The organism is Psychrobacter sp. G, from assembly GCF_000418305.1.
GTDB classification, from domain to species: domain Bacteria; phylum Pseudomonadota; class Gammaproteobacteria; order Pseudomonadales; family Moraxellaceae; genus Psychrobacter; species Psychrobacter cryohalolentis.
Window position 1 is genome coordinate 1,038,194 of sequence record NC_021661.1, and the last position, 17,891, is coordinate 1,056,084.

Annotated in this window: 15 protein-coding genes; 5 read left to right on the forward strand and 10 right to left on the reverse strand. The window is 41.9% G+C overall.

All coding sequences use genetic code 11. From position 1 onward, the window contains the following. Positions 1–51 precede the first annotated feature (51 nt). Together PSYCG_RS04455 and PSYCG_RS04460 are read left to right on the forward strand one after the other, a co-directional pair. Positions 52–1,701, forward strand: a complete 1,650-nt coding sequence (locus PSYCG_RS04455; protein ID WP_020443126.1) for a BCCT family transporter — start codon at positions 52–54, stop codon at positions 1,699–1,701. Positions 1,702–2,000: 299 nt separating this feature from the next. After that, positions 2,001–3,656: a BCCT family transporter gene (locus tag PSYCG_RS04460; protein WP_020443127.1), complete on the forward strand. Its 1,656-nt coding sequence runs from the start codon at positions 2,001–2,003 to the stop codon at positions 3,654–3,656. A gap of 293 nt (positions 3,657–3,949) precedes the next feature. On the opposite strand, the gene PSYCG_RS04465 is transcribed toward PSYCG_RS04460, so the two are convergent. The 8 genes from PSYCG_RS04465 to dnaQ form a co-directional block, all read right to left on the reverse strand. After that, the gene (locus PSYCG_RS04465) at positions 3,950–4,294 is read right to left on the reverse strand and encodes a hypothetical protein (RefSeq protein ID WP_020443128.1); all 345 of its coding nucleotides are present in this window, start codon (positions 4,292–4,294) and stop codon (positions 3,950–3,952) included. Between the two features lie 517 nt (positions 4,295–4,811). Next, complete coding sequence (locus tag PSYCG_RS04470) at positions 4,812–5,168, reverse strand: DUF3144 domain-containing protein (protein ID WP_020443129.1); 357 nt, start codon at positions 5,166–5,168, stop codon at positions 4,812–4,814. Positions 5,169–5,264: 96 nt separating this feature from the next. Further along, positions 5,265–6,431, reverse strand: coding sequence for a methionine adenosyltransferase (gene metK / locus PSYCG_RS04475; RefSeq protein ID WP_020443130.1), 1,167 nt, complete (start codon positions 6,429–6,431; stop codon positions 5,265–5,267). Between the two features lie 464 nt (positions 6,432–6,895). Next, complete coding sequence (nth, locus tag PSYCG_RS04480) at positions 6,896–7,591, reverse strand: endonuclease III (protein ID WP_011513193.1); 696 nt, start codon at positions 7,589–7,591, stop codon at positions 6,896–6,898. Positions 7,592–7,643: 52 nt separating this feature from the next. Further along, complete coding sequence (locus PSYCG_RS04485; RefSeq protein WP_020443131.1) at positions 7,644–8,486, reverse strand: RnfABCDGE type electron transport complex subunit B; 843 nt, start codon at positions 8,484–8,486, stop codon at positions 7,644–7,646. 99 nt (positions 8,487–8,585) lie between these two features. Further along, a complete protein-coding gene (gene nudC, locus PSYCG_RS04490; RefSeq protein WP_020443132.1) occupies positions 8,586–9,581 on the reverse strand; it encodes an NAD(+) diphosphatase in 996 nt (331 codons plus the stop codon). A 68-nt stretch (positions 9,582–9,649) separates the two neighbouring features. Continuing rightward, positions 9,650–11,332: a hypothetical protein gene (locus tag PSYCG_RS04495; RefSeq protein ID WP_020443133.1), complete on the reverse strand. Its 1,683-nt coding sequence runs from the start codon at positions 11,330–11,332 to the stop codon at positions 9,650–9,652. A 150-nt stretch (positions 11,333–11,482) separates the two neighbouring features. Further along, positions 11,483–13,081, reverse strand: a complete 1,599-nt coding sequence (gene dnaQ, locus PSYCG_RS04500) for a DNA polymerase III subunit epsilon (RefSeq protein ID WP_020443134.1) — start codon at positions 13,079–13,081, stop codon at positions 11,483–11,485. 278 nt (positions 13,082–13,359) lie between these two features. Here dnaQ and PSYCG_RS04505 point away from each other — a divergent pair, with 278 nt between their 5' ends. Together PSYCG_RS04505 and PSYCG_RS04510 are read left to right on the forward strand one after the other, a co-directional pair. Then, positions 13,360–13,917 (forward strand): hypothetical protein, encoded by a 558-nt coding sequence (locus PSYCG_RS04505; RefSeq protein WP_020443135.1) that lies wholly within the window; start codon positions 13,360–13,362, stop codon positions 13,915–13,917. A gap of 105 nt (positions 13,918–14,022) precedes the next feature. Further along, positions 14,023–14,328 (forward strand): hypothetical protein, encoded by a 306-nt coding sequence (locus PSYCG_RS04510; RefSeq protein WP_010196130.1) that lies wholly within the window; start codon positions 14,023–14,025, stop codon positions 14,326–14,328. Positions 14,329–14,474: 146 nt separating this feature from the next. Here PSYCG_RS04510 and PSYCG_RS04515 read toward each other — a convergent pair whose 3' ends face one another. Continuing rightward, positions 14,475–14,966 carry a YkvA family protein gene (locus PSYCG_RS04515; RefSeq protein ID WP_020443136.1) on the reverse strand — a complete coding sequence of 164 codons (492 nt, stop codon included), beginning with the start codon at positions 14,964–14,966 and terminating at the stop codon, positions 14,475–14,477. 301 nt (positions 14,967–15,267) lie between these two features. Here PSYCG_RS04515 and PSYCG_RS04520 point away from each other — a divergent pair, with 301 nt between their 5' ends. Beyond that, positions 15,268–16,485 (forward strand): LD-carboxypeptidase, encoded by a 1,218-nt coding sequence (locus PSYCG_RS04520; protein ID WP_020443137.1) that lies wholly within the window; start codon positions 15,268–15,270, stop codon positions 16,483–16,485. Between the two features lie 221 nt (positions 16,486–16,706). On the opposite strand, the gene PSYCG_RS04525 is transcribed toward PSYCG_RS04520, so the two are convergent. After that, complete coding sequence (locus PSYCG_RS04525; protein WP_020443138.1) at positions 16,707–17,729, reverse strand: GlxA family transcriptional regulator; 1,023 nt, start codon at positions 17,727–17,729, stop codon at positions 16,707–16,709. Positions 17,730–17,891: the final 162 nt, after the last annotated feature.

Here is a 17,891-nt window from a genome sequence, read left to right on the forward strand (position 1 = left end):
GGCAGCTATCTTGTTAAGGTTACCTTCCTAAAAACTAAGGCTAACAAACAAATGGATCATGTAAAAGTTGGCAGGTTAGGCCCTTTTCCACGGGTGAGTAAACCTGTATTCATTACTTCAGCGTTACTTATCGTTGGATTTATCATCTTCGGTGCTTTCTTTACCGAGACCGCTGGCGCGCTATTTAGCTTTTTGCAGGACTTTATCACCGATAAGTTCGGCTGGATGTTTATTATATTAATGAACGTGGCGCTGGTCTTTTGTATTTATCTAGCGGCAAGTCGTTACGGCGACATACGTTTAGGTCAACAAACAGAGAAACCGCAGTACAGTCTGTTTTCTTGGATTGGCATGTTGTTCTCTGCTGGTATTGGTATTGGACTGGTATATTGGGGAACAGCTGAGCCCCTATACCACTTTATGGCACCGCCATTAGGTGAAGCTGAAACGGTAGAAGCTGCCAAGCAAGCTATGAGCATCTCATTTCTGCATTGGGGATTACATGCTTGGGCGATTTATACCATAGTGGCATTGGCACTGGCTTATTTTCACTTTCGCCGTGGACTGCCACTATCTATCCGTTCGACGTTATACCCGCTAATAGGCGAGAAGATATATGGTCGCTGGGGTCATACAGTTGATATCCTAGCCGTATTCGGGACGATGTTTGGTGTGGTAACTTCCTTAGGTCTAGGGGTTATGCAGATCAATTCAGGTCTTGAAAATTTATTTGGTATACCAAATTCTTTAACCGTACAGTTTATTATTATTGCTTTTGTGACTGCATTGGCATGTGGCTCATTGATGCTCGGTCTTGATAAAGGTATCAAGCGCTTAAGTGATATCAATATGGGTTTTACAGGTGTGCTCTTAGCCTTTATGGTTATTTTAGGGCCAACCTTATTCATTTTTGATAGTTTTATAGAAAACATCGGTAATTACATCGTTGCTATGGTGCCGTTATCAACATGGGGTGAAGCTTATAGTAATACCGATTGGCAGAGTGGTTGGACGATCTTCTACTGGGCATGGTGGGTAAGTTGGGCACCATTTGTAGGCGTATTTATTGCCCGTATCAGTCGTGGTCGTACTATCCGTGAGTTTGTATTGGGTGTGCTGTTGATTCCGATGGTAATTTTGTTCTTCTGGTTCACCACTTTTGGTGGTGTCGCTATCCATATGGAGCTTTTAGCGGCTCTTGATCCAGCTATGGCCAGTCCAGGATTGGTAGAAGCGGTGCAAGCAGATTCGGGTAGCGCTATTTTTAAATTGGTTGAGTACTATCCATTTGCAAAACCAATTACTTTTCTTATCGTGATTATGATTGTCTTATGGTTCGTGACCTCATCGGATTCAGCAAGTTTCGTGATCGATATGTTGACGGCTGGTGGCGATACCAACCCACCCAAGATCCAACGTTTATTCTGGGCGTTGATGGAAGGTTTGATTGCCGCTATATTGTTAGCAGCAGGTGGACTAGGCGCATTGCAAGCCGCCGCTATTGTGGCTGGACTGCCATTTGCCTTGGTGATATTTGTCATGATGTATGCGTTACTTCGTGGCTTAAGTCGAGATCGATTGATACTGTATCGAGCTCAACAGCACTTTATTACTGAAGAATCTGCAGATCATAATTCAGCCAATGAGTTTACAGATGAGCATTTGTTGAAAGGCCCACCTAAAATTGTAAAGGGTGATTAATCAACGCGATGCTGATTAATAGTCATGAATTAGGGCTTATATAAGCAAGCTGTGATTAAGCGAAGAAAGATCAAGAGTGCGCTGACAGTCGCTTCATTCAATGATTGGCAGCTCACTATATCTGTTTTTCATTTATTAAAAAACGATAAAATACTTGTAATATCAAATCCTAAGATGCATGGTTATCTTAGGATTTTTTTATTTGTTGACCAATAGCAAGGTTATAAAGTGTCTGATTCGATTTGATAGTTGTGTAATATCTTGTTAAGGTGAGCCCCTTCAAAAACTGAGACGACTAAATGGATCATGTAAAAGTTGGCCGCTTGGGCCCTTTTCCACGGGTAAGTAAACCTGTGTTCTTAACTTCAGCACTATTGATTTTGGCATTTATTATATTTGGTGCTTTTTTTAATGAGCAAGCTGAACTGGTATTTGGTCACGCTAAAGCATTCGTGTCTTTGCGCTTTGGCTGGTTCTTTATTGTGGTGGTCAACTTAACGCTGGTGATGAGTATTTATATGATATTCAGTCGCTATGGCGATATCAGACTTGGTCATCAGAATGAGAAGCCTGAGTATAATATAGTCTCTTGGATTGGTATGCTGTTTTCAGCTGGCATCGGTATTGGACTGCTCTACTGGGGCACCGCTGAACCCTTGTATCATTTTATGGCGCCGCCATTAGGAGAGCCCGAGACGATCGCCGCCGCCAAGCAAGCAATGAATATCTCGTTCCTACATTATGGCCTACATGTATGGGCACTCTACGGCATGGTTGCTTTGTCATTGGCGTATTTTCACTACCGAGTGGGCTTACCACTAGCAATCCGCTCGACACTTTATCCTATATTGGGTAAGAAAATCTATGGCGGTTGGGGTCATACGGTCGATACGCTAGCAGTGTTTGGGACGATGTTTGGGGTAGTGACGACGTTAGGTCTTGGGGTATTACAAATTAACTCAGGTCTTGAGACGTTATTTGGTATTCCCAATAATATTACAGTGCAAATTATGTTGATTGCCTTTATCACTATGCTGGCAGGACTGTCTCTATTTATGGGACTCGATAAAGGAATTAAGCGCTTAAGCGATACCAATATATTATTTACTGTGATATTACTCAGTTTTGTGATTATTTTAGGACCAACTCAGTTTATCTTCAATAGTTTTGTAGAAAATATCGGTAATTACTTACATGAGATTGTACCACTAGGTCTTTGGACAGAATCTTATAACGGTGAAGAAAATTGGCAAGCCTCATGGACGATTTTCTATTGGGCATGGTGGATAAGTTGGTCGCCTTTCGTTGGGGTGTTCGTGGCTCGTATCTCTCGTGGTCGTACGATTCGTGAATTCATATTGGGAGTGTTGTTGATTCCTATTACCATATTGTTCTTATGGTTTACCGCTTTTGGTGGTTCAGCCGTTAATATGGAGCTAATGGCGGCGGCGGACCCCAATATTATCAGTCCTGGCTTGATCGAGGCCGTCCAAGCAGATACTGGCAGTGCCATCTTTAAGTTGATGGAGTCTTATCCGCTAACATCGGCTGTGAACTTGCTCATCGTGGTGATGATTGTTCTTTGGTTTGTCACGTCATCGGATTCAGCCAGTTTCGTCATTGATATGTTGACCTCAGGGGGCGATGCCAATCCACCGAAAATTCAGCGCTTATTTTGGGCGGGTACCGAAGGTGTTATTGCGGCGGTACTATTGGCAGCAGGTGGCTTGAGTGCGCTACAAGCGGCTTCCATTGTGTCAGGTTTTCCTTTTGCGATAGTGATAGTCGTAATGATGTATTCGCTACTACGTGGCTTAAGTCGTGACCGTTTGATATTGTATCGCAATCAGCAATGGTTTATCACCGAAGAGTCAGCAGAGCACAATTCAGCCAATGAATTTCGTGATGAAGACTTGCTTACAGGTCCGCCTGATATTGAAAAGCCTGAAGGTTAAGAGTTTTTTAGACAATGTTTAAATAATACTTAAGCTGAAAAATAATTCAAAAAGCCCCAGCTTTATCATAAGTTGGGGCTTTTTCATTTCTACTGATATATCTATAGTCAATCCACTATAAATCAAACACAATGCTACTGGGATAAGTTTTGCGCTGCCTCTGTCTGCGTAGGCACAGCAAGCAAAAAAATTTATACCAGTAGCGTATTATAATATTTGTACTTATTTTATTTAGGACTGACTATATTATGATGAAAAGTATTTGATTAGAGTTACCAGAGGTAGGATGTAAACTACACACATTGTCCTTTTACATAACCGACTGCAGAGGTAGTACCACATGCTGAACAGGCGTTGCCCGCAGTACGATAACTGACACCTGATTGGTTTTTTACAGTGACACAGACAGGATCATACTGTGCGGTACACATGGTTTGCTCAGGATTAAAGGGTGGGCATTTATTGAAAGGATTGTTAATTGAGCCTTGATTACTGCTAGCACTGTGGTCTTTATTGTTTTCAGTGCTATGAATAGGCGGCTCAGAATGGGTGCTGATTGGAAGATTATTACAACCAGATAATGTGATGGCTACTGAGAGCCCTAGTATTGACAGCCACGGTTTAGATAAATGATTCATAATGATGTTTCCTTATAAATAGCGCTCGATAACTTCCTGTTATCAACAGTCAACGACAACCATATCAGAAATAGAATGATACAAATGGATAGTAACTTATTTAGGGGAAGTCATCCACCACCTCATATGACAAGTACAAAATAAAATCGAGAAAATTATACATGTATATATAGTCAGGGAAAAGTAATATCGATACATCAAGTACTGCTGATATTAATTTTTCTTGCTTGCTGTACCTACGCAGACAGAGGCTGCAAAAAATTTATACCAGCAGCACTGTAGCGTTTTTGAGATATTTTAACTATAGCTATACTACTGCTATGTATTTTGCTCAATGCGTGAGAAAAGCTGCAAAAACTTCATAGCAATAGCATTGTTGGCTTTAATAGCTTTCTATCATTTACAAGCAAATAAAAACCCCAAGCTTAATAGTAAGCTTGGGGTTTTTTATTTGCTCAAAGATAATTTCTGCCATTAAAGGTGCTCAGATAAATATCTTTAACCAAGCATAACCGTTTTAGTTAGCAGGCTTATCATCTTGATTAAGCTGAATATATTTATCAAAGTTCTGTGCATAATCAGTCAAGTTATCGCTCAGCATTTGGCGATATTGTTTGGTATAAAATTCGACAATATCATCCTTTTCTTTGGCAAAATCATCACCCTTTACAAAGCCGATTGAGGCGACCGATGCGCTATAACGTGCTGCGGCATAAAGCAGTGACGCACCTACTTGACCTGAGTGCGCATCAGGACCTAATTGACTGTTTGCTACACCAATAATGGCATCAGCACGTTGATAAAACGATTGCATTTCAGGGGTGATTTCAAGACTTGCATCAATCTCATTGTTTTGAGCATTCTCTTGAGACATAAACGACTCCTAATAATGGTAGGTAAATTTAAATGTATCACAGCAGTCTAATAACTGGATAAGATAATAGGTACAAAAAGGGTTTTAGCAAAAATTTTATAAGCCAGCATCCGCTTTTAAAATCTCAGCTTTGTCAGTTTTTTCCCACGTAAAGGCAGTTTCAGAACCTTGGCGACCAAAATGTCCAAAACTAGCGGTTTGCTGATACATTGGCTGCAATAAATTCAGCATACGAGTGATACCATACGGACGTAGGTCAAAATGCGTACGAATCAAACTAATGATTTCATCGTTGCTAATTTTGTTAGTACCAAAAGTGTTAATCGAAATAGAAGTCGGTTCAGCAACGCCAATGGCATAGCTTACTTGTACTTCACAGCGATCGGCAATACCAGCAGCGACGATGTTTTTAGCCACGTAACGCACCGCATAAGCCGCACTGCGATCGACTTTTGAGGGATCTTTACCACTAAATGCGCCGCCACCGTGACGCGCCATACCGCCATAAGTATCAACAATAATCTTACGACCGGTCAGTCCTGCATCACCAACAGGACCACCGATGACGAATTTGCCAGTCGGGTTGATATGATAACGTGTACCAGCATGTAGTAGCTCTGCCGGGAGTACTTGTTTGATAATTGACTCCATGATCGCTTCTTGTAAATCGGCTTGCGAGATACTTGGATCATGCTGCGTAGATAAGACGACCGCGTCAATAGCAACAGGTTTATTGCCATCATATTTAAGCGTGACTTGTGCTTTGGCATCCGGACGTAACCAAGGTAGTTCGCCTGCGCGGCGCAACTCCGACTGACGCTCCATCAAGCGATGAGCATACTCGATAGGGGCGGGCATCAATACTTCAGTTTCATTGCTAGCATAACCAAACATCAAACCTTGGTCACCAGCGCCTTGTTCTTCAGGGTCAGCGCGGTCAACACCTTGGGCAATCTCAGGCGATTGTTTACCAAGCATATTAATAACCGCACATGTCTCGCCATCAAAACCCAAGTCTGAATGATGATAACCAGTGCCATTAACCGTATCACGCACGATGCGCTCAACGTCGATATTTGCCGTGGTGGTTATTTCACCTGCCAATACGACAGCGCCAGTTTTGACTAGGGTCTCACATGCCACGCGTGCATGTAAATCTTGCCGTAAGATCGCATCAAGGATAGCGTCTGAGATTTGATCAGCCATTTTGTCAGGATGACCTTCGCTCACAGATTCTGAGGTAAATAAGTTGTATTCGCGCATAATAGGATCGCTTAATTGAATCAATAAAGATAGGAAAAAGCATAACGTCTGGGCGCTGCTTTAATTGGTATTGGCCAAACAATGTATTGCTTGGTGTTTAATTGGTACTACTTAATTCACTTATTCATAAATGCATATGTTATATAAATTTACATAAGGCACAGATTTCTATAAATCATATGGGGTCAGGCTAAGAGAGCGATAGCTTTGCGTTGTACTATATCGAATTATTAACTGACAACGTGCTTGAAGCTGTCGCCAATCATACGTCTATCACCTGATTATCAGCAGGATCAAAAATATGACGTACTTGCCTAAAAATACGCTTATTCTAACTCGAAACGCAATAAAACTCTAGTGAGCTGCACTCGTTCTATTATAAGTAATGCTCAATCATGATATTATTATAATTTAGCATAAGTATATTGATCGATAGGCTTTGCGATCATTATCATCTGCTCACATTACAACTCTAAAAATACTGCTTTATCTTTAAACATACATTCGTCATAAACAGGACAAGCGCCGCATTTTGGGGTACGAGCCTGACAAGTATAGCGCCCGTGCAAAATAAGATAATGATGAGCATCAACGATAAAGTCATCGGGGATACGTTCGACCAGTTTCTTCTCAACGATTAAGACGTTTTTGCCAGTGGCAAGTCCCGTACGATTACCCACTCGAAAGATATGGGTATCGACCGCCATCGTCGGCTGTCCAAAGGCTGTATTTAGAACTACATTCGCCGTCTTCCGCCCGACACCCGCTAGAGACTCTAAGTCTTTTCGGTTATCAGGGACGGTGCTATTAAATTTCTCAATCAAGTCACGGCAAGTTTTGATGACGTTTTTGGCTTTGGCATTAAACAAGCCGATATTCTTAATATAGGATTTCAAACCTTCTTCGCCTAAAGCGAGTATTGCCTCAGGCGTATTCGCCACCGGATAGAGCTGATTGGTGGCAATATTGACGCTGACATCAGTCGCCTGTGCTGATAATATGACTGCGATAAGCAGCTCAAAGTTACTCTTATAATTGAGCTCAGTCACTGGCTCATCAATCGTCGCCGCCAATTTCTCAAAAAATGGACGCACATCACGGTTGGGCATGCGCCTCGATGGCGGAGTATCAGCTGTTTTATGTTTGACGGTTTTACTCATGGTATTTTTACCATTATTTTGTTCGTTGGTTATTCAAAGTAGATATTGGCTATTAAAGTTGTACAAGCTCAGCTTTTAATTCATTCAATTCTGCTTGTTTGCTTTCATTGGGACGTACGCTAAGCTGCTTTTCTAACTTTTTAATTTTACTGCGCAGCTTTGCCGCTGCAATAGTGTTTTTTGCTTGAGCTTCACTGATATTTAACGACTGACTGGCGGCATTATTCAGTTTTGCCTCCACCATGCTGACCACGGGTCTACTATTGCTGCTATCCGCAAGTTGCTCGCTCACACGATTCAAATGGGTATGATAACGCTGTCTCAAATCCTCTTGCTCAAGGGTGCGCTCAGGTGTCGAAAGCGTACGCTCAACCGTGACCAAATCGATGCAGTCAACAGGGCAGGGCGCTATACATAATTCACAGCCCGTGCATAAATCTGTAAAAATAGTATGCATATGCTTGCCAGTACCAACGATTGCATCAACAGGGCAGGCGGGAATACATTTGGTACAGCCAATGCAATCATCTTCACGAATAACGGCGCGCACTTCAACAGGCCGCTGAGAAGTAGCATCTAACGGCCATTTTGAAGGTTCAGCGCTTAGTGTTGGCATATCAGCATTGATAATCTGCGCGATAGTATCCGTCACTGGCTGACCACCTGGTACACACTTATTATGTGGCTCACCATCCATCACAATAGCAACTGCATAAGGTAAGCAACCATCAGCATGGTCGCATAGACCGCACTGTGTTTGCGGTAGGCTGCTATCAATGCGCGCAATTTTTTCCTGAACATCAGCAGGCAATGTTTCTATCTTTAGCGAATCGAACAAGATTGGCAGATTGGTTAAACGGACATGATTGCTGTTTTTATTCATGGTGCTTTGCATTTAATGTAAAACCTTTATATCAGTGCTAGATGCTGATATTAGAATAAATAGGATAATAGTGATATGGATAAATGCTGAATGATGCGTTGATATGATAGATTAAAGCAAAATACCTTGCTCATTGGCAATTTGCGCAATCAGCTCATAAGCAATGCTACCCTTAAAGGGTATTTTTGGCAGCTTTGATAGATCGAAAAAATCTGCATGTGATAGCTCATCTTCTTGTATAACGATATCGCCATCTGCATAAGATGCTCGAAAGCCCAACATCAAATTAGACGGAAACGGCCATGGCTGACTGTTTACATAGCGAATATCGGACAAGCTAAGACCCACTTCTTCTGCCACTTCGCGTACCACAGCATGCTCTAGACTTTCACCCACTTCTACAAAGCCTGCAATCAAACCGTATAGTAACGGTTGGGTCGACTGTAATAAATGAGAGGCTGTTTTTTGCTGACCGTAACGATGATGATGAGCCAATAAAATTTGCATTTCACCCGTTTTCGGGTTGGGTCGAGTAATGGCGGTAATGACACAGGGCTGTACACGCGGATACTGACGCAATCGACAAACGTCACAAACCATAGCACGCTCACCGCATTTGGCAGCTACAGTGCGTGCCGCGCAGCGACTACAAAAACGTGTATCTGCTTGCCAACGAAGTAGTTGTATGGCTTGGCTAAGCTGAGCAGCTAATGCTATGGGCAGGTGCGTGATAAGCTGTCGATAAGCTATAAAAGTGTTGATACTGTTCTCTACATTGCTAATAACGCTGCTATCCAAGTCACTACTTGTTAATTCATCACTGTCTAAAATATTGGGCAAGGCGATATTATGTGCTATTGCATAATCATAAGTGATAGCGCGGCTTGATTGTACAATGACAGCATTAGCGTTATCAGTATCATCTACATCACTCGGCAGCCAGCTATTGGGCGCTAAGCTATCAAATAATGTAACCTGTCCTAATTGATAAGCTTGCTCATTACTGATATTAAAGTGTGCTAGCTCAACCTGTAAAGGCCACCAGCCATTAGGCGTTTGACGACATAAGATCGTTTCATCAGATAGGACAAAGGCGCGGATCATCATATAGTTTTCCAAACGGTCAAAGACAAGCTCATATCAGCTTGTCTTTGTATAAAAATTTACATAAATGATTAAGCGGCAAGCAATTGGCTTAAGCTATGCTGCCCAACATCCAATGCTTGTTTGCTGACAGGGCGATTGTTCTCGAAACCATCTAGATGATGGTCAACTGCCATAATAACATCAGCAATATAAGCTAAGGTGCCATCATCGATACGATTACCACTATTGATACGTTGCTGTAAATAATTTGCCAATTGACTGAGCATACTGGCAGGCGTTGGCAATTGCAAGAAGCGTACCGCACCGCTTACTTGACGCAGCATTTCAGGGGTATTTTGAATATTAAGAATATCGCGCTCAGGCTCCGCAAGGTAATCATTGATTGCTTGTTCAGCACTGGCAATTGCCGTACGACTCTCTTCTATCAAGGTATCATAAGCGGTATTCAGCTGATGTAGTGAAATATGGGGATTGTTCAACGGCAGATAAATTGCACCTGGAGTATGCATCTCAGCCATGGCGATGGTCGCGTTTTCTGCATGCATGAGTGCCAATAATAAATGATCAAAATCTTCTGGAGTAGGCGAGCGCCATGTGCTGACGGCTTCTGACGCTTTAATCAGGCTATTGGCGGCATTAGATAGACCAAGAAGATGCAACGCAGAGCTTAAAGTAGTGAGTTCTTCAATAATTTGCGAGGTCTGCATATCGACTGGATTGATTGAGTCACCACGGGCATAGCTGTCGACATTTTCTTTAATCGTATTGATTTGAGTCTGGATAATGATATTCAAAGTATCCGTCAGCTCACGGTTTGGACCAAACAAGAAGCGCTCCATCTGCTGGCGCTGTGGATCTTCTAAACGGTTGGCGGCGTATTGATCGCGCAGTATTTTTGCCGCTTCAGTATCACGTTGTCCGGCAAAACTGACCAAATCAGCAAAACGCGTATCCATGACAGGCAAATAGCTTTGGAATTGCTGCTCAACATAAATAAGCGTGTGCTTTTGAGTGATATTAAGCGGCAGGATGGCTGCGATATCAGTGACCGCAGCGGACGCTGCTTGCCAAAATAGACTGCTGGTATTTTTCGCTATCAAAGCACAGGCAGCTGACATAGCATCCAATTTTTGCTGATCATCTTGATTGATGTTGCCATCCCGATTGATCAAAGTAACGCCAAGCCCACTACGATAAGCATAGGTCAGTAGCTCTTGATCAAGGTTGAGCTCATTTAGCGGCTGAAAATTCTGTTCAGGATTGGCAATAATGACGCTACTATTACCAAAAGCAGAAAAATAATCAGCAGCAATAGGCACTATTTGGCTATGAGCATTCAGCTTATTAATAATAGGTAGTAATAAAGTAGGCTCTACCGACTCAGTCAGCAGCACAAATTCAATATAACGATCAAGCGTCATGATCGCTTCGGACAGATCCATGATTAAGTCAATATCACTATTGTCGCCACTGTCATAAAGCTCCTGTAAACCGTGTACAATCGCATTATTGAGTGCCTCTGCACCCACCAAAGATATCAGCTCAAAAATACAAGAAAGCTGTTTTAATACAATAATAGAGTCTAATAATAAGGGCGCTTGGCTATTGTCGTCATTAAATTCGCCCAAATGAATCTCAGTATCTTTAAGTATGACCTTGACCTCATCGTGCAATAAGTGCAGCGATGGCAAATTAAAGTCAGTAACACTAAGCGTTGGCGCGGTCAATTTTATTTGCGTAGAGTGGTTCATAATTGTTTTTTCCATAAGATACTGACGAAAATAGCAAATAGTTAGAGAGTAAATTAAAAAATAGCGCTAGATAAGGTTTTACTTTTTATCGTTATAATAATCAAGACTATATTCTCTAATCGCCAATATAAGAAGCGATTTTAATGCCTGTTACATTTTGGCTTTCAGCTCAGGATAATCTTCTGCGAGCGACGCATACCAGCTTTGATTGGCGCCCTCATCAGTACTTGACTCAAGCAATAAAGCCGCTAAATTGGCAAAGCTAGCATGGGCTGTGTGTCCGCCATCCGCTTGCGCGTCATCCTCAATGCCTAGCGTTACTTGTCCGCCAGTCATCGCCAAATAGACTTCTGCTAAAATCTCTGAATCTAGTAATGCCCCGTGAAAGGTACGGTCTTGCTTGCCCACGTCTAAACGACGTACGAGAGCATCAAGAGTATTTTTCTGTCCAGGATACTGCTGCTTTGCCATGACCAGTGAGTCGGTCACTTTTACTCGCTCAGCAAAGTCATGCATGCCAACTTTGGCAAACTCCATATTTAAGAAGTTCATATCAAACGAGGCATTATGAGCGATGACTTCTGCACCATCCATAAAGTCATAGAGCGACTGCGCGACTTGGTCAAAGGTTGGTTTGTCCGTTAAAAACGCTTCAGAAATACCGTGAATTCGAATAACTTCTTCATCCATACCGCGCTGTGGGTTGATATAGACGTGGAGCTTTTCGCCGGTGAACTTACGTCCGATCATCTCTACAATACCGACTTCGATAATGCGATCGCCTTTTAGCGGATCAAGACCGGTGGTCTCAGTATCCATAATGAGCTGACGATCTGATTCATGACGATGGATTGGCTTGGGTAGCAGCGGTATAAAATACGGATTGGCACGGCTGGTATCACCATCGAATTTTGGCGTATCTGCTTCAACATTAGTAACCATGTTGGACGCATGGTTATTGATGCTTGTATCAATCAAAGGCGTCTGGGCGTCTGGCATTTCTATAGCACTCATTGAATTGGTGGCATTGTACGGACTAATATTTTCTTCAGCGAAAGCATGAGTATTTATTACACTGTCATTATAACTTTGATTCTCTAGTAGTTCGGCATCAAGCTCATCATCCATCATATCAAAACCTAATGGATCAAAATTTAGCCAATCATCGCTGCTTGATGGCTTTTTATCAGCCATTATTGGCTCTTTTTTTTTAGTACTATCTTGAATGTCTGTTATCAAATCTTCACTACGTGAGGTCACACCTAGGTTTGCAAGCTCATCCGATTTTTCATTACCAGCATTACCAGCATGACCTTTTACCCAATGCCAATCAACATCGCGTTTCTGACAGAGCTCATCGAGTCGCTGCCATAGGTCTTGATTGGCGACGGGTTTTTTACTGGCCGTTTTCCAGCCTCTTTTTTTCCAACCTTCAATCCACTCAGTGATGCCTTTTTTGACATAACTTGAGTCTGTCCAAATCTCGAGTTTCTGCTCATGCGAGCTATGGGTTAATGCTTGTATCGCACCCATCAATTCCATACGATTATTGGTTGTTTCTTTATCACCGCCATAAAAATCCTGCGTCCGTCCGTCGCTAAATATCAGATGAGCGCCCCAGCCACCAGCACCAGGATTGCCTTTACACGCGCCATCTGTGTAAGCAACCGTAGTATCTGCTTTGGCAGCCAATGGGTTTATGGCATTACTGGTGTTAAATGGCTGCGCTGCGCTGCGATTTTCTGACATAAAAATTTACTGACCTAATAGAGAATAAATACAGGATATAGCGAAGCGATTTCACTGATATATTGGAGGCTTATTTTAGCTACCTATGTTGGAATTGAGTATAACAAATCCAGCGTTAATAGGGGCAATTGCCATGCACAAAAAACCAAAAACAGATATCCTAATAGTAAGCTTATCGTTTTCTGTTAAAATAGAGCGGTTGTAAGGATATGTCTAGCCAGACATTAACTATAATTTGCTTAACTAAAGCTTTCAATGCTCGAATTCAGGATTACCCTATGATGTCCTTAGCCTCAAAATCTTCTTCTAAAAACCTCAGCCATTTGATGATTGCGATGGCTGCGAGCAGTATGCTGCTTTTGAGCGCTTGTAATGATAGTAATACTCAAGCGGATACCAAAAAGGTTGAGAAGGTAGCAGATTTATCTATCTTTGAGGGCTGTTATACCGTCAGTCATGATGAGCCGGCGCAAATAAAAGTTAGCCAACAGGGCGGCGCATGGGTCATGCAGATGAAAGAGCCTGCAAGTGCCAAACGTGTTTGGGATGATGCTGAGCCATTAGAGGTAATTGAAAATAGCGACATACCACAGTTTTTTTCTATTGATCCTGATAATGTCGATGCGATGATTGGTCGTCCGGATAGAGTGTTGGTATTAGCTCATGTTAAGCCTGTTTATACCAATATCGATCCGCTACTTGATAGTGAGTACTTGTCTTATATCTATAAAGGGGCAAACACTATTTACCGAGTCGAATGTGATGACATTAATACTGATATTTTGGCCAATCCTCATGCCAATATTGTCATTGATAATGTTAAAGAGACTATTTAGTTAGGTATTATCAGTCAATATTACATATCTGTTATTTATGATAAAAAGTGCTTTTTTATCAATACAATTTTGTTATAAACCGTCGTATCATTAGAGTTAGGCAATATGAATTTTTTTAGTTATGTGGTGCTGGGTGGATTTTCTTATGCGGCTGGTTGGGCGATAAGAACCTATGTACTAAACAAAAAACCTGAACCTGAGCAGCCTTACAATCTTAAGCATCCAGCTATCTTGGCATATTTGGGCGGGTTCTTTATTGTTATGCTGATTGTCTCATGGCTCATCGGTCGCTACGTGCTTGGACATACCGCTATTGATTTCCCGTTCATCATTATAAACAGCCTCGTTGCGACCTTTGTATATTCATTCGGTCTTAATCCAGAAAAAGCCCGTTATGATGTGCCGGACTAATGGTTTGTTAGACAGCTAAAATCCATAAAGATATTATTAATCTCATACGAAGACCCGGTCAATGTATACCTCATTGACCGGGTCTTTATAACAATTACTATATTAAGTTATGCTAGGTATATCACTTAATATAGATGACTAAATAGCTATGACGACTTTTTAGTATCTACCTTATCATCTTCCGCTTTAGACTCTTCGTCTTTATCTGATCTTTCCGTACTTTTATTTTTATCTTTGAGCTTTTTATTAGTAGGCTTTGAGTCTTTATCTTTAGATGTGCTTTGTTGATCTTTCCAAGTTTTGTACTTCCGCAAATCTTTTTCCATGAGCTTGAGACAAAATTTCAGTACCAAAGCATCATCGATTTGACCGATAAAAGGGATAAAGTCTGGAATAAGATCAATAGGGTTTATAACATAGAGCAGACCAACAACTGCCGCTGAAATAGTTTTATAAGGGATATTACGATAGTTACCTTGGTAGTAGTCTTTTACCAAGCTCATGAGCAATAGTAAATCCTTGGTATAACGCTCAAGACCGCGACCGTTTTCAAGTTGGTCTTTTATTTTGTCTTCTTTACCCAAGATGAGTCTAATGCTATCCATTAGGCTTTTATTGTCTTTCTCTTTGTCAGCCATACTTATATTCCTTATTTTTTGTTAAAGACTATTGAACGCCCTTTACTATAACAAGAGTCGTCACTTCATCCAAATAAGGCTGTGAGTGATTCTGTAGCGTTTTGTTGACTAGCATAACAATGGGTTGAGCTGCCCTAGACAATCTTAAACCAAATTGCCGTCCCAACTTCCGTTATAATGCAATGTTTCAAAGATAAAGGCTTAGCGCATATTAAATGAAATCGCGTGCATTTAAAGCATCAAGGCTAAAGAAGTATCCTTGTTAAACAAGCATTAACTGAATAGTACAAAAGGTAAAATAATGACCAAGATATCTTCTGGACTTAATCGTCGCCAATTTTTATGTCAAGTCGGAATCAGTGCAGGGGCAGGATTATTAGTAACCCAAAGCATGACTCAGGCGCTAGCCGCCAATGCTATTCAGCAAGATAAAAGTACGCAGCTTACCAAAGATGACCTGCCAACGGCGTTAACATCACAAGAAGCAGCGCCCGAAACATTGCGGGCGCAAACGAGTTGTATCACGCCGAATATTGAGACGCGGCTTTTTGCCAGCTCTAATGTCGGTGGTAGTGACGAGCGCAATCAATTGGCGTTAGATCGCATGGCTTGTGCAGGTTTTAAAGTCGATAATCCTACGATTACCACTCGGCAGTATTTGCGCTTTGCAGGTACGGATTCGCAAAGAGCAAGTGATCTGCAAAATATCGCCACGGGTGCGATCAAAGCGCCAAAGCTGCTACTTGGTGTACGCGGTGGCTATGGTGCTGTGCGTCTATTGCCGATGGTGGATTGGTCAACGCTGGGACGCATTATGAAGGAGCGTGGCACGATACTCGCAGGCTTTAGTGATGTAACCGCTATTCAGTGCGCACTATTGGCAAAAGGAGGCATGAGCTCGCTTGCCGCCCCGATGCTTTACAGTGAGTTTGGCAAAATCAAACCCGACCAAGTCAGCTGTCGACAATTTGCGCAAGCATTAACCAATCCTAATCTGGCTGTCAACATACCAGACGCCTCTTTAACCAGTCCAAATTTACCGAGCATCTTGGCAAGCTCTGAGCCAAAAACTATAACGGGCACTATTTGGGGTGGCAATCTGAGCGTGGTGTCAGCGCTGGCAGGCAGTGAGTATTTACCACGAATTGCTGGCGGGATTGTATTTTTAGAAGATGTCGGCGAGCAAGCCTATCGTATTGAGCGCATGCTGTATGATTTGTATTTAGCAGGCGTATTTAGAGATCAGCAAGCCATCGTGTTTGGCGCGTTATCGGGTAGCGGTGAGGATAGCTATGACAAGCGTTATGATGTCGCCACCGTGATTCGTCAATTGCATAAGCTGACAGGATTGCCGATTTATAGCGGCATGCGCTTTGGTCATATTGGACAAAAACACAGCTTTCCACTTGGCGCGATGTGTCAGATTAGTCCAAATACAGTCGATGGCTATCAGTTAGTATTTAGTGATTATCCAACGATTAAAGCCGATGCCATTCATGTCGAAGGCTTATGGCAATAAAATTTAGGTCTATAGTCGAATCTAAATAAATCAGATACGTAACTATCAAATCGCTCAATGAAAAGTTGTTTTTCTTGCGTGCTGTGCCTACGCCGACAGATGCTGCGAAAAACAACTTTTCGTCTCGCTGTATCGTTTTTATATCGAATTAATTATATAAAATTGTTGCTGTGATAAATTTGTTGCAGCAACGTATTACTTCTAAAAAATCTACTATAAAGTTAAATCGCTAAGCGTGAAAATTTATCCTGATATTCTTTCGGGGTCAGCTCAGTAGCGCGTTTAAAAAGCCTAGTAAATGAGGAAATATCATCGTAGCCAACTTGCTCAGCGAGTGATTTTATCGTCACATCTCCCAATTCTAACAAACGCTTTGCCTGCTCAATTCTGACTGCTTGAATATACTCAATAGGCCGCATCGCCACGCAGGATTGAAAGCGTCTGTTTAAGGTACGCGGCGTGATATTTACCATGGCTGCCAAGCCGCTAACTTGAATAGGCTGTTTGAAGTTTTCCTCGATAAACTCTTGTACTTGCTTAACCAGCTGATCTGAATGTGGCTTATGCAATGTCACATTGGTATAGCTGTTTTGATTGCCTCTTTTACTATCAATAATCTGGGTTTTTGCCACTTGGGTAGAAATCTCGCGCCCGCAATAACGCTCGATTAATAACAATCCCAAATCATAAAAGGCGCTTCCACCTGCTGCACAGAATATATTGCCAGATTGTTCTTTTGACTGGCTTTTTGAGTGAGTGACAAATTGATTCTCTTGCAAATCAACCAGTGGAAAATCTGCCTTAAACTTACTGGCATAGCCCCAATGAGTTGTCGCTACTTTGCCATCGAGCAAGCCTGTTTTTGCTAAAAAGAAAGCCCCGCTACAATTACTAGCGATATCCGCTTTGGTATTTGCCAGTCGCTTTATGTGTGGAATTAAATCGCTATTTTGACTCAGTACTTTATCGATTGAATCGCCAATGGTTGGAATTAATAGTAAGTCGCACTCTGTGACTTCCTGAATATCGCAATGCGCTTGCATAATTAAGCGATTACTGCATCTGATATCCGCGCCACCTAAGCTTGCAATCTGCACGTCAAACCTTGGTTCTACTGCCTCATCCAAAAACCGTTGCCAGCTGACGCCAGTAAATGAAAATAAATCTAGCGCCCCAGCGAGCACACTGCCAAGCACGCCATCGAAGCCAACGATAATCACTTTAAACGGTTTGAAGTAGGGCAAAATTTGGCTTCCTTCAAGTGTATGCAAATTTATAGCTGATATTCACCAGCTGCACGATACGTAATTTGAAATTCACTCACTATAGGTTAGAGAAGATGTCTTATTTGACCATAATTATGTCATAAATGACAATACGGCAAGGCGTTAAATTAGATTAATATC